Origin of the sequence: Pseudomonas salmasensis (assembly GCF_014268375.2) — a bacterium.
GTDB classification, from domain to species: Bacteria; Pseudomonadota; Gammaproteobacteria; order Pseudomonadales; family Pseudomonadaceae; genus Aquipseudomonas; species Aquipseudomonas salmasensis.
On sequence record NZ_CP077083.1, the window covers coordinates 5071954 to 5085277 of the forward strand.

General features: G+C 61.6%; 12 protein-coding genes. 10 read left to right on the plus strand and 2 right to left on the minus strand.

Going from position 1 to position 13324, the window contains the following annotated elements; translation table 11 throughout:
• Nucleotides 1–196: 196 nt before the first annotated feature.
• Nucleotides 197–1672 (minus strand): inorganic phosphate transporter, encoded by a 1476-nt coding sequence (locus HU731_RS22730; protein WP_003189291.1) that lies wholly within the window; start codon nucleotides 1670–1672, stop codon nucleotides 197–199.
• 332 nt (nucleotides 1673–2004) lie between these two features.
• Complete coding sequence (locus HU731_RS22735) at nucleotides 2005–2205, minus strand: hypothetical protein (protein ID WP_003189295.1); 201 nt, start codon at nucleotides 2203–2205, stop codon at nucleotides 2005–2007.
• Nucleotides 2206–2890: 685 nt separating this feature from the next.
• Here HU731_RS22735 and pcaR point away from each other — a divergent pair.
• The 10 genes from pcaR to pcaD all read left to right on the plus strand — a co-directional run bounded on the left by pcaR (nucleotide 2891) and on the right by pcaD (nucleotide 13318).
• The gene (gene pcaR, locus HU731_RS22740) at nucleotides 2891–3733 is read left to right on the plus strand and encodes a pca regulon transcriptional regulator PcaR (RefSeq protein WP_054917926.1); all 843 of its coding nucleotides are present in this window, start codon (nucleotides 2891–2893) and stop codon (nucleotides 3731–3733) included.
• Between the two features lie 145 nt (nucleotides 3734–3878).
• A complete protein-coding gene (pcaK, locus tag HU731_RS22745) occupies nucleotides 3879–5219 on the plus strand; it encodes a 4-hydroxybenzoate transporter PcaK (protein WP_032893120.1) in 1341 nt (446 codons plus the stop codon).
• 303 nt (nucleotides 5220–5522) lie between these two features.
• Nucleotides 5523–6380 carry a CoA transferase subunit A gene (locus HU731_RS22750; RefSeq protein ID WP_014717292.1) on the plus strand — a complete coding sequence of 286 codons (858 nt, stop codon included), beginning with the start codon at nucleotides 5523–5525 and terminating at the stop codon, nucleotides 6378–6380.
• Nucleotides 6380–7159: a CoA-transferase subunit beta gene (locus HU731_RS22755; protein ID WP_003189301.1), complete on the plus strand. Its 780-nt coding sequence runs from the start codon at nucleotides 6380–6382 to the stop codon at nucleotides 7157–7159. Before HU731_RS22750 ends, HU731_RS22755 begins: the two co-directional genes overlap by 1 nt.
• Nucleotides 7156–8358 carry a 3-oxoadipyl-CoA thiolase gene (pcaF, locus tag HU731_RS22760; protein ID WP_186606179.1) on the plus strand — a complete coding sequence of 401 codons (1203 nt, stop codon included), beginning with the start codon at nucleotides 7156–7158 and terminating at the stop codon, nucleotides 8356–8358. The genes HU731_RS22755 and pcaF overlap by 4 nt, the downstream gene beginning before the upstream one ends.
• Nucleotides 8359–8379: 21 nt before the next feature.
• Nucleotides 8380–9084 (plus strand): protocatechuate 3,4-dioxygenase subunit beta, encoded by a 705-nt coding sequence (pcaH, locus tag HU731_RS22765; protein WP_019817832.1) that lies wholly within the window; start codon nucleotides 8380–8382, stop codon nucleotides 9082–9084.
• A 1-nt stretch (nucleotide 9085) separates the two neighbouring features.
• Nucleotides 9086–9652, plus strand: coding sequence for a protocatechuate 3,4-dioxygenase subunit alpha (gene pcaG / locus HU731_RS22770; RefSeq protein WP_186605633.1), 567 nt, complete (start codon nucleotides 9086–9088; stop codon nucleotides 9650–9652).
• A gap of 193 nt (nucleotides 9653–9845) precedes the next feature.
• Entirely contained in the window at nucleotides 9846–11141 is a 1296-nt protein-coding gene (locus HU731_RS22775; protein ID WP_032893116.1) for an MFS family transporter, read from the plus strand.
• Nucleotides 11142–11151: 10 nt separating this feature from the next.
• Entirely contained in the window at nucleotides 11152–12516 is a 1365-nt protein-coding gene (locus tag HU731_RS22780) for a 3-carboxy-cis,cis-muconate cycloisomerase (RefSeq protein WP_186605635.1), read from the plus strand.
• A 10-nt stretch (nucleotides 12517–12526) separates the two neighbouring features.
• Nucleotides 12527–13318 (plus strand): 3-oxoadipate enol-lactonase, encoded by a 792-nt coding sequence (pcaD, locus tag HU731_RS22785; RefSeq protein ID WP_186605637.1) that lies wholly within the window; start codon nucleotides 12527–12529, stop codon nucleotides 13316–13318.
• The last annotated feature ends 6 nt before the right edge of the window (nucleotides 13319–13324 follow it).

A 13324-nucleotide genomic window follows, 5' to 3' on the forward strand; every position in this document is an offset into this window, starting at 1 on the left:
TGGGCGACTTCGGTCGCCCTTTTTTTTGGCTCGTTCCCACGCTCCGCGTGGGAATGCATCCTGTGACGCTACGCGTCACCCGTGCGCGAGTGGGACGCGGAGCGTCCGTGGCGGCATTCCCACGCAGAGCGTGGGAACGAGCATAAAAAAAGGTGCGACCCTCGCGGATCGCACCTTTTTTATTGCCGGCTGGCTATCAGTTGCCCAATGCCTTGGACGCCAACCAGAACAACCCGGCCGAAAGGCCTACGGTCGCTGGCAAGGTCAATACCCAGGCCATCAGGATGGTCTTGACTGTGCCACCTTGCAGGCCGCTCTTGTTGGCAACCATGGTGCCCGCCACGCCAGAAGACAGGACGTGGGTGGTGGACACTGGCAGGGCAAAGATGTTGGCGAAGCCGATCATGGTGGCCGTGGTGATTTGCGCCGACATGCCCTGGGCATAGGTCATGCCTTGCTTGCCGATCTTCTCACCGATGGTCAGCACTACGCGCTTCCAGCCCACCATGGTGCCCAGGCCCAGGGCCAGTGCGACCGCGAGGATCACCCAGAACGGGGCGTACTCGGTGGTGGCGGTCAGGTCTTTGCGCAGCTTGTCCAGGTCGGACTTCTCACGGGAGTCCAGGCCTGGCAGCTTGCCGACCTTTTTCGCGGTGTCATCCAGGCAGAGCAGGTAGCGACGCACTTCGATGCGATGGTCGGCGGTCAACGAGTGGTAGTCCGAGACGCCCTTGAGGGTGCCCAGCAGCGCGTTGATCGTCGGTTCGGTCTGCTGCGGATTGCAGCGGAACTTGCCCGGCAGGTCATCCTTCACGCTTTTGCCCAGGGCCAGGAACTCACCGAGGGTCTCGTGGTTGCGCTGGTAGAACTGGTTCAGGTGCAGGGTGGCGTCGCGGGTACGTTCGATCTGGTAGGTGGTGCTGCCCAGGTCCAATACGAACTGAGCCGGCACGATGCCGATCAGCACCAGCATGATCAGGCCGATGCCTTTCTGGCCATCGTTGGAGCCGTGCACGAAGCTCACGGCCATGGCCGAAATCACCAGCACCAGGCGGTTCCAGAATGGCGGGTGCTTTTTGTCGTCAAGCTTGCGGCGCTGGTCCGGGGTCTTGTGCATCTTCGACAGCGGGCGCCACCATTTCAGGCCGATCAGCACCAGGGCGGCGACCAGAAAGCCGGCCATTGGCGAGAACACCAGGGACGCGCCGATATCCACGGCCTTCTGCCAGTTCACACCGTCAGCCAGGGGGATGTCGTTGATCAACGCATTGGCCAGGCCGACACCCAGGATCGAGCCGATCAGGGTATGGGAGCTGGAGGCGGGGATACCGAAGTACCAGGTGCCCAGGTTCCAGGTGATCGCCGCTGCCAACAACGAGAAGACCATTGCCAAGCCATGGCCGGTATTCACATTGATCAGCAACTCCACCGGCAGCAAGTGCACGATGGCGTAGGCGACACCGACACCACCGAGCAATACACCGAGGAAATTGAACACCCCGGAGAAGAACACGGCCAGGTGTGGCGGCATGGCTTTGGTATAGATGACTGTGGCCACCGCGTTAGCGGTGTCATGAAAGCCATTGATGAACTCGAAGGCGAGGACAAAGGCCAGGGCGAGCAACAGGCTCACGAGAACCCAAGCATCCAGTCCGCTGAATAAATCGATCATGAAGGTTTTCTGACCCGGTCGTAAGGGGGCGCGATTATGCCAGAAAACATCAGTAATCGATGCATTAGCTGCTCATCGGTAACAATCTTCCTGGAAAAAATCCCGGCAAGACGCACGCATCCCAGGGTTTTCGGGGCTTTGGCAAGTCTTTGATTTATAAAGCGCAGGCCGCAAAAGACCGGCGTTTGTCATGAAAATGCCATGCCTGAAACATTTGTATGAAATTTCGTAGGGGGCTGTAGGTTGCTGACCAGCGGACGACAAAGCAGGTGCCCTCTGCCAGCACTTCACCGGCAGAGACAGCACGACCCTTGAGGCTCGAACCGAAGCGCTTATGGCTCCTCGGTCTTGAGTTCCTGCTCGATCTTTTGGATTTCCTGGGCAAATGCCTGGTCCAGCAGGCTGGCGCGTTTACGCCATGGCTTGCGTTCCGGCTCGGGTTGCGCGGCGTAGGTGGTGACTTCCCCGCCGTAGACATCCTTGTAACGTTGCTCCTGGCGCTCAAGTTCCGCGCGCAGTTCATCTTTCGTCACAGTATTACCTAATTGAGTTGAGTTTATTGATTGCGCAGCGTCATGCCTGAAAGTCGTGCTCGGGCGATTCCAAATAGAACAGTCGAACCGTTCAAGTTGGTATGCGGGCCTGAGGGCCGTTCTTTTAAGCGAGTACTTGTGACCGGCGCTGCCTGAAGCCTGCAATGCCTGGTGAGCTCCACTCCCGATAGTGTTACCGGGCTGACCTCTGCACAGGTTGCATTATAGCGGCGCATTTGAATAACACTATCATCATGAAGTTAAAAAGCGTCAACGAGGTGTCTGGAGTTTGTTACATACCGCTGCATTATTTGTGAACACCGTCATCTTCATGTCTGCATTTGAGTTACACGCACATCTCCTGTGGGAGCGGGCTTGCTCGCGAAGGCGGTGCGTCAGTCAACATGTATGTTGCTGGGCGGACCTCTTCGCGAGCAAGCCCGCTCCCACATGAGTTCTGCGTTGATTTCGCTTAATTGAGCGGCATTAGGGTAGATGTCTACGCTTTACAGAGGCATCAGGCAAATCTGAAACGTTAGCGTGTGGGGCTGCGCCAAATTGCGATAATCGCATGATCGTCCGATAATCGCCCAATGTCGCGGCCGCTGGCTTGTGCGGTACGGCCGGCACGGCTTGTAATAGCCGCCAACCCTCCCGTGGTGATAACAAGAGAAGGCCCTTTGAAATGAACGATCAATTGCGCAACTCCTTTGCATCAGTGGCGCCGCCGATCGTGGCTTCACCGGCCAAGCGCATCCAGGCATTCACCGGTGATCCGGATTTCATGACGTCCCTGGCCCGTGGCCTGGCCGTGGTGCAGGCATTTCAGGAGCGCAAGCGTCACCTGACCATTGCCCAGATCAGCCACCGCACCGAAATTCCCCGCGCCGCCGTGCGCCGTTGCCTGCACACCTTGATCAAGCTCGGCTACGCCACCACGGACGGGCGCACCTACTCGCTGCTGCCCAAAGTGCTGACCCTCGGTCACGCCTATCTGTCGTCTACACCGCTGGCTGTTTCGGCCCAGCCTTACCTGGACCGCATGAGTGAGCAGCTCCATGAAGCCTGCAACATGGCGACCCTGGAAGGCGATGACATCCTTTATATCGCCCGTTCTGCCACCACCCAGCGTCTGATCTCGGTCGACCTGTCGGTGGGCGGGCGCTTGCCGGCGTATTGCACGTCTATGGGCCGCATTCTGCTGGCCGCCCTCGACGACGCTTCGTTGCAGGATTATCTCGACCATGCCGATCTGCAAACCAAGACCAGCCGCACCCTGACCACGCCGCAAGCGTTATTTGAATGCCTGCAACAGGTGCGTCAGCAGGGCTGGTGCATTGTCGACCAGGAGCTGGAGCAGGGCCTGCGTTCCATCGCGGTGCCGGTGTATGACGCGTCCGGCCAGGTGTTGGCCGCGCTGAATGTCAGCACCCATGCCGGGCGGGTCAGCCGCGGCGAGTTGGAGCAGCGCTTTTTGCCGAGCATGCTCAGCGCCAGCCGTGAGCTGAGTGCGCAGCTTTTTGCCTAAGCTGTTCGGTGACCGCACAGATCCCGGCTGGCTCGATTGACGGTGTTTCCCTTGGCTTATTAATGTGCGGCAGCGCTCTGAGGAGCTGCCCAATAAGAATGATGACCCCAGGTCGTCAGCCCGCCATCGGTGTGGAATAAAAATAATGAATCAGCCTTCTGTCGGTACCACCCTGGACGTACAGTCCTTTATCAACACCCAACCACTCTCGCGCTATCAGTGGCGCGTGGTGATCCTGTGTTTCCTGATTGTCTTTCTCGACGGCCTCGATACAGCCGCCATGGGCTTTATCGCGCCGGCACTGTCCCAGGACTGGGGCATCGACCGCGCCAGCCTCGGCCCGGTGATGAGTGCCGCGTTGATCGGCATGGTGTTTGGCGCACTCGGTTCCGGCCCGCTGGCCGACCGCTTTGGTCGCAAAGTCGTGCTGGTCGGCGCGGTGTTGGTGTTTGGTGCGTTCAGCCTGGCGTCGGCCTACAGCACCAATGTCGACCAGCTACTGGTGCTGCGCTTTCTCACCGGCCTGGGCCTGGGCGCCGGCATGCCGAACGCCACCACCTTGCTCTCTGAATACACCCCCGAGCGGCATAAATCCTTGTTGGTGACCAGCATGTTCTGTGGCTTCAACCTGGGCATGGCCGGCGGTGGGTTTATATCGGCCAAGCTGATCCCCGCGTTCGGCTGGCACAGCCTGTTGCTGATCGGCGGCATCCTGCCGTTGATCCTGGCGGTGGTGCTGTTGGTTTGGCTGCCGGAATCGGCGCGCTACCTGGTGGTACGCAATCGCGGCACCGACAAGGTACGCAAGACCCTGGCCCCCATCGAGCCAAGCATTGTCGCCCAGGCCACTCACTTCAGCGTGCCGGAGCAAAAAACCGTCAAGGCCCGCAATGTGTTCGCGGTGATCTTCTCGGGCACCTACAGCGCTGGCACCTTGCTGTTGTGGCTCACGTACTTCATGGGCCTGGTGATCGTTTACCTGCTGACCAGTTGGCTTCCCACCTTGATGCGTGACAGTGGCGCGAGCATGGAGCAAGCCGCGTTCATCGGCGCATTGTTCCAGTTTGGTGGGGTGCTGAGCGCGGTGGGCGTGGGCTGGGCAATGGACCGGTTCAACCCGCACAAAGTGATCGGCACTTTCTACCTGCTGGCCGGGGTGTTTGCCTACGCGGTGGGGCAGAGCCTGGGCAACATCACGCTGTTGGCCACCCTGGTGCTGGTTGCCGGGATGTGCGTCAACGGTGCGCAATCGGCGATGCCGTCCCTGGCGGCACGTTTCTACCCTACTCAGGGCCGTGCCACCGGGGTGTCGTGGATGCTCGGCATCGGCCGCTTCGGCGCGATCCTGGGGGCGTGGATGGGCGCTACCTTGCTGGGCCTGGGCTGGAACTTCGAGCAAGTGCTCACGGCGTTGGTGATTCCGGCGGCATTGGCCACGGCAGCGGTGGTGATCAAGGGCATGGTCAGCCATGCCGATGCGACCTGAGCCCCGGTACAGTTTGAACATGTAGGAGCGAGCTTGCTCGCGAAAAACGTCAACGATAACGCGTGTTTCCTGATGGAGCGCGGCGCCTTTGAGTTTTTCGCGAGCAAGCTCGCTCCTACAAAGGGCTTGGCGCCAGCCACCTTTGAATGGCGTGCGATCAGAAGATTAGCTAGGCAACAATCGGTTCGATAATCGAACACTCAGTCGATTATCGGATTGTTTGACCCATTTCCCCGGCTTAATCTTCAAGCACTTCGGCGCCACCTCAGCGCCTTTTTCGATCAACACCGGGAGCCCAACCCCATGGCTGAAATCCTCACCCTGCGTGATGCGGTCAAGCGCTTCGTGAACGACGGCGATACCGTCGCCCTCGAAGGCTTCACCCACCTGATCCCTACGGCCGCAGGCCATGAAATCATTCGTCAGGGCAAGAAAGACCTGACACTGGTGCGCATGACGCCTGACCTGATCTACGACCAGTTGATCGGTGCCGGCTGTGCGCGCAAGTTGATTTTCTCCTGGGGCGGCAACCCGGGTGTGGGTTCCCTGCATCGCCTGCGTGACGCGGTAGAGAAACAATGGCCGCAAGCGCTGGAGATCGAAGAGCACAGCCACGCCGACCTGGCCAATGCCTACGTCGCCGGCGCCTCCGGCCTGCCGTTCGCCGTGTTGCGTGCCTACGCAGGGTCCGACTTGCCCAAGGTCAACCCGCTGATCAAGACCGTCACCTGCCCCTTCACCGGCGAAGTGCTGGCGGCGGTGCCATCGGTGCGTCCGGACATCACCGTGATTCACGCGCAGAAAGCCGACCGCAAAGGCAACGTGCTGCTCTGGGGCATTCTCGGGGTGCAAAAGGAAGCGGCGCTGGCGGCCAAGCGCTGCATCGTCACCGTCGAGGAAATCGTCGACGACCTGAATGCGCCGATGAATAGCTGCGTGCTGCCGACCTGGGCGCTGACAGCGGTGTGCCACGTACCCGGTGGTGCGCATCCGTCCTACGCGCACGGCTACAACGAGCGGGATAACCGCTTCTACCAGGCGTGGGACCCGATTGCCCGTGACCGTGGCACCTTTACCGCCTGGATCGACGAATACATCCACGGCACTGCCGACTTCAGTGAATTCCAGGCCAAGCTGGCCGCCGCGCAGGAGGCTAAGTAATGGCTTACTCCACCAATGAAATGATGACCGTCGCCGCCGCACGCCGCCTCAAGAACGGCTCGGTGTGCTTCGTCGGCATCGGCCTGCCGTCCAAGGCGGCGAACCTGGCGCGCCTGACATCCTCGCCGGATGTGGTGCTGATCTACGAGTCGGGCCCGATTGGGGCCAAGCCCAGCGTGCTGCCGCTGTCCATCGGGGATGGCGAGCTGGCGGAGACTGCCGACACCGTGGTGCCCACCGGTGAGATCTTTCGCTACTGGCTGCAGGGCGGGCGCATTGATGTCGGCTTTCTCGGCGCGGCCCAGGTCGACCGTTTCGGCAATATCAACACCACCGTGGTCGGTGATTATCACCAGCCCAAAGTGCGTTTGCCGGGTGCTGGTGGCGCGCCGGAAATCGCAGGTTCGGCCAAGAGCGTGTTGATCATCCTTAAGCAGTCGTCGCGTTCATTTGTCGACAAACTCGATTTCATCACCTCTGTGGGGCACGGCGAAGGTGGCGATTCACGCAAGCGTCTGGGCCTGCCCGGCGCCGGCCCGGTGGGCATCATTACCGACCTGTGCATCATGGAGCCGGAGGAGGGCAGCCATGAGTTCGTGGTCACTGCGCTGCACCCCGGCGTGACCCGTGAGCAAGTGGTCGCCGCCACCGGCTGGGCGATTCGCTTTGCCGACCAGGTGAGCACCACCGCTGAACCCACCGAGACCGAACTGACCGCCCTGCGTGACCTCGAAGCACGCACCGCCGCCGCCCATGGCCAAGCACCGGGAGAAGCCTGATGCGCGAGGTTTATATCTGTGATGCCATTCGCACGCCTATCGGCCGTTTCGGTGGTGGCCTGTCCACGGTGCGAGCCGACGACCTGGCGGCGCTGCCGATCAAGGCGCTGATCGAGCGCAACCCGTCGGTGAACTGGAGCGCCGTAGACGAAGTCTTCCTCGGCTGCGCCAACCAGGCCGGTGAAGACAACCGCAACGTGGCACGCATGGCGTTGCTACTGGCGGGGCTACCGGAGAGCATTCCCGGCGTGACCCTTAACCGCCTGTGCGCCTCGGGCATGGACGCCATCGGCACCGCCTTTCGTGCGATTGCCAGCGGTGAAATGGAGCTGGCGATTGCCGGTGGCGTCGAGTCGATGTCCCGCGCTCCGTTTGTGATGGGCAAGGCCGACGCGGCGTTCTCGCGCAATATGAAGTTGGAAGACACCACCATTGGCTGGCGCTTTATCAACCCGCTGATGAAGGCCCAGTACGGCGTGGATGCCATGCCGCAGACCGCCGATAACGTGGCCGATGACTACCAGGTTTCCCGCGCCGACCAGGACGCTTTCGCCCTGCGCAGCCAGCAACGCACCGCCGCCGCCCAGGCTGCCGGGTTCTTTGCCGAGGAAATCGTACCGGTGCGGGTCGCCCATAAAAAAGGCGAAACCCTGGTGGAACACGATGAACACCCACGGGACACCACCCTGGAAGCCTTGGCCAGGCTCAAGCCGGTCAACGGCGCAGACAAGACCGTCACCGCCGGCAATGCCTCGGGCGTCAACGATGGCGCCGCCGCGCTGATCCTCGCCAGCGCCGAGGCCGTCAAGCAACACGGCCTCACCGCCCGCGCCCGTGTGCTGGGCATGGCCAGTGCCGGTGTCGCCCCGCGGGTGATGGGCATCGGCCCGGTGCCGGCGGTACGCAAGCTGGTGGAGCGCCTGGGGTTGGCGGTCACTGACTTTGACGTGATCGAACTCAACGAAGCCTTCGCCAGCCAAGGCCTGGCGGTGCTGCGCGAACTGGGTATTGCCGACGATGCGCCTCAGGTCAACCCCAACGGCGGCGCCATTGCCCTCGGCCATCCCTTGGGGATGAGTGGGGCGCGGTTGGTACTGACGGCCCTGCACCAATTGGAAAAAACCGGCGGCCGCAAAGGCCTGGCGACCATGTGCGTGGGCGTCGGCCAAGGCCTGGCCCTGGCGATTGAACGCGTCTGATAACTAAAAGAGGATTGCTCCATGAGTGACAAGCCCGGTTACCGGCGCCCGCAAGCGGGCACTCAACCTGATTACCTGCACCCGGCCTACCAGTCGACGAACCTGCGTTCGCCGTCCCAGCCTTTGGTGTTCCTGCCCCATTCCTTGTCGGAAATCACCGGCCCGACCATTGGCGCCGAACGTATCAATGAGAAGGACAACGACCTGACAGCCCAGCATGAGGGCGAGCCGCAAGGCGAGCGCATCATCATTCATGGCCGTGTGCTGGACGAAAACGGCCTGCCAGTACCGGGCATTCTCGTGGAGATCTGGCAGGCCAACGCCGCCGGCCGCTACAACCACAAGCGCGACCTGCACGATGCGCCGCTGGACCCGAATTTCACCGGCACCGGGCGCACCGTCACCGACGCCGACGGCTGGTACCAGTTCCAGACCATCAAGCCTGGCGCCTACCCGTGGGGCAACCACCACAACGCCTGGCGCCCGGCGCATATCCACTTTTCACTGTTCGGCCCCAGCGTGCTGACGCGCTTGGTGACGCAAATGTATTTCCCGGGCGACCCGTTGCTGGAGTACGACCCGATCTACAACTGCGTGCCGGATACCAGCGCCAAGCAACGCTTGATCGCTAGTTTCGACCTGGAAAAAACCATTCCTTCCTATGCCCTCGGCTACCGCTGGGACATCGTCCTGCGCGGCCGCGACGCCACGCCGATGGAGAAATGAGATGACACTCAACGCGACCACGTCCCACACCGTCGGGCCGTATTACCACATTGGCCTGACCTGGCTGAACCGTGAAGACCTGACCGTCACCGCCACCCTCGGCGAACGCGTGGCGATCAGTGGGCAAGTGGTGGACGGCAACGGTGATGTCGTCAACGACGCCATGCTGGAAGTCTGGCAGGCCAATGCCGCCGGCAAATATGCCCACCCCGAAGACGAGCAGGACAAAGCGCTCGACCCGAACTTCGAAGGCTTCGGCCGTGTGCCGGTGGATGCCCAAGGGCGTTTTCGCTTTACCACCATCAAGCCGGGCAGTGTGCCGGGGCTCAAGGGCACCACCCAGGCGCCGCATTTGGTGGTGCTGGTGTTTGCCCGGGGGTTGGTGAAGCACTTGCTGACGCGGATTTATTTTGATGGTGAGGCCTTGAACGGGGATGACCCGTTGCTGGCATGTGTGCCGGCAGAACGTCGTGGCACCATGATTGCCAAGGCGGATGCGGCAGGGGTTTATCAGTGGAATGTGATTTTGCAGGGCACAGATAGGGAAACGGTGTTCTTCGACTATTGACCGGTCCCTGTAGGAGCGAGCTTGCTCGCGAAAATCGCCAACGATAACGCGGTCAGCTTGAATGAACGCGGCGCTCTCAGGTTTTTCGCGAGCAAGCTCGCTCCTACAGGGCCACCTATCCAAAAGTCTGCTTGCGGAACAGGGTTGTTGCAAAGTATGTCTAGGCTATAACCGTTCCCACTGAGTAAAAAACATGACAACAAAAACCAGCCACTACACCGGAGAAGAACGCAGCAAACGGATCTTTGCGATTGTCGGTGCCTCCTCCGGCAACCTGGTCGAATGGTTCGACTTCTACGTCTATGCCTTCTGCGCGATTTATTTTGCCCCGGCGTTTTTCCCCTCGGACGACCCCACGGTGCAGTTGCTCAACACCGCCGGTGTGTTTGCCGCCGGGTTCCTGATGCGCCCGATCGGTGGCTGGTTGTTTGGCCGGGTGGCCGACAAGCACGGGCGCAAGAACTCGATGATGATCTCGGTGCTGATGATGTGCGGCGGCTCCCTGGTCATCGCCTTTCTGCCCACTTACAACGACATCGGTGCCTGGGCCCCGGCGCTGCTGCTGGTGGCACGGCTGTTCCAAGGCTTGTCGGTGGGTGGCGAATACGGCACCACGGCCACCTACATGAGTGAAGTCGCGCTCAAGGGCCAGCGTGGCTTCTTCGCCTCGTTCCAGTATGTGACCCTGATCGGCGGCCAGTTGCTGGCGGTGCTGGTGGTGGTGATCCTGCAACAGATCCTCACCGAAGAAGAACTGCGCGCCTGGGGCTGGCGCATTCCGTTTGTGATCGGCGCCATTGCCGCGGTGATCTCCCTGCTGCTGCGTCGCACCCTCAAAGAAACCACCAGCAAGGAAATGCGCGAAGACAAGGACGCCGGCAGTATCGTTGCGCTGTTTCGCGACCACGGCAAAGCCTTCATTACGGTGCTGGGCTACACCGCTGGCGGCTCGCTGATTTTCTACACCTTCACCACCTACATGCAGAAGTACCTGGTGAACACCGTGGGCATGCACGCCAAGACCTCGAGCTACATCATGACCGGCGCGCTGTTTCTGTACATGTGCATGCAGCCGCTGTTCGGCATGTTGGCCGACAAGATTGGCCGGCGTAATTCCATGCTCTGGTTTGCTGGCCTTGGCACGCTGTTCACGGTGCCGATCCTGCTGACCTTGAAAACCGTGACCAGCCCGTTTCTGGCCTTTGTGCTGATCACCCTGGCCCTGGCGATTGTCAGCTTCTACACCTCCATCAGCGGCCTGGTCAAAGCGGAGATGTTCCCGCCGCAGGTGCGTGCCTTGGGCGTGGGCCTGGCGTACGCGGTAGCTAACGCGGTGTTTGGCGGTTCGGCAGAAGTGGTTGCGCTGAGCCTCAAATCCATCGGCATGGAAAACACCTTTTATTGGTACGTCACCGCGATGATGGCGGTGGCCTTCCTGTTCAGCTTGCGCCTGCCGAAACAGGCGGCGTACCTGCATCACGATCTGTAAGGGATGAGTTATGACGCTGCGCACGAGCAACCAACTGTTCGACGCTTATTTCACGGCTGACAGCATGGCCGAGGTGTTCTGTGACCAGGGGCGCTTGCAGGGCATGCTGGATTTCGAAGCGGCACTGGCCCGGGCGCAGGCGCGGGTCGGGTTGATTCCCCAGGCCGCCGTCGCACCGATTGCCCAGGCGTGCCTGGCGTCGCTGTATGACGTGGATGCCCTCGGCAACGCGATTGCCACGGCGGGCAACTCAGCGATCCCACTGGTGAAGGCGTTGGGCAAGTTGATCGCTAGTGAGGACGCCGACGCCGAGCGTTATGTGCACCTGGGCGCCACCAGCCAGGACGTGATGGATACGGGCCTGGTGCTGCAACTGCGCCGTGGGGTGGAACTGATCGAGGCCGACCTGGCTCGCCTGGGGGAGGTGTTGGCCGCTCAGGCCCAGCGTTACGCCAGCGTGCCGTTGGCCGGGCGTACCTGGTTGCAGCACGCGACGCCGGTCACCCTGGGGATGAAAGTCGCCGGTTGGCTGGGCGCGGTGACGCGCAATCGCCAGCGTCTGGCCGAATTGAAACCACGCTTGTTGGTGCTGCAATTTGGCGGCGCGTCGGGCACTTTGGCAGCGCTGGGCGAACACGCCATGCCCGTGGCCGAAGCCTTGGCCGCCGAGTTGCAACTGGGTTTGCCGGAACAACCCTGGCACACCCAGCGTGACCGCTTGGTGGAGTTTGCCAGCCTGCTCGGCCTGATCGCCGGCAGCCTCGGCAAATTGGGCCGCGATATCAGCCTGTTGATGCAGACCGAAGCGGCGGAGGTGTTCGAGCCTTCGGCGCCGGGCAAGGGTGGCTCGTCCACCATGCCGCACAAGCGCAACCCGGTGGGCGCCGCGGTGCTGATCAGCGCAGCCACCCGCGTACCGGGCCTGGTGGCGACGATGTTCAGCGCCATGCCTCAAGAGCACGAACGCAGCCTGGGCCTGTGGCACGCCGAATGGGAAACCTTGCCAGAGATTTGCCGCTTGGTGTCCGGTGCCTTGCACCAGGCACTGCTGGTCAGTGAAGGGCTGGAGGTGAATGCCGAACGCATGGCACACAACCTCGACCTGACCCAGGGCCTGGTGCTGGCCGAAGCGGTGAGTATCGTGCTCGCCCAACGCTTGGGCCGTGACACCGCGCACCATCTGCTGGAGCAGTGCTGCAAACGTGCGGTCGCCGAACAGCGCCATTTGCGCGCGGTGCTGGCGGATGAACCGCAGGTCACCGCCGAGTTGTCGACGGCTGAACTGGACCGCCTGCTCGACCCGGCCCACTACCTGGGCCAGGCGTCTACCTGGGTCACGCGTGCGGTGACCGAACATTTTGCTTTGACTGCCTGAGGAGACCGCTGTGGCTTTTGTACAACTCGCCGAGGGCGAACTGCATTACCAACTCGAGGGGCCCGCCGACGCACCGGTATTGGTGCTGTCCAATTCACTGGGTACCGACCTGCATATGTGGGATATCCAGATTCCGGCCTTTACCGAGCATTTTCGTGTGCTGCGCTTTGACACCCGTGGCCATGGTCAATCCTTGGTGACCGAGGGCCCCTACAGTATCGAGCAACTGGGCCAAGACGTGATCGCACTGCTGGATGCGCTGGATATCCAGAAGGCGCATTTTTGCGGGCTGTCCATGGGCGGCTTGATCGGCCAATGGTTGGGCATTCATGCCGGCGAGCGCCTGCACCGCCTGGTGGTGTGTAACACCGCAGCCAAGATCGGTACGCCCGAGGTGTGGAACCCGCGTATCGAAATGGTCCTGCGCGATGGTGCAGCCGCGATGGTGGCGCTGCGCGATGCGTCGATTGCGCGCTGGTTCACCGCAGATTTCGCCGCCGCCCACCCGCATCAGGCCAAGCAGATCACCGACATGCTCGCGGCCACGTCGCCCGAGGGCTATGCCGCCAACTGCGGCGCCGTGCGCGATGCGGATTTGCGTGAGCAGTTGTCCTCGATCAAGGTGCCGACCCTGGTGATTGCCGGCACCGAAGACGCGGTAACGCCGCCGGCCGGCGGCCACTTTATCCAGAGCCATGTGCAGGGCGCCGAGTATGCCGAGTTCCATGCGGCGCACCTGTCCAACGTTCAGGCCGGTGCTGCGTTCAGCGACCGGGTAATTAAATTCCTGCTGGCCCGCTGAGGAGCT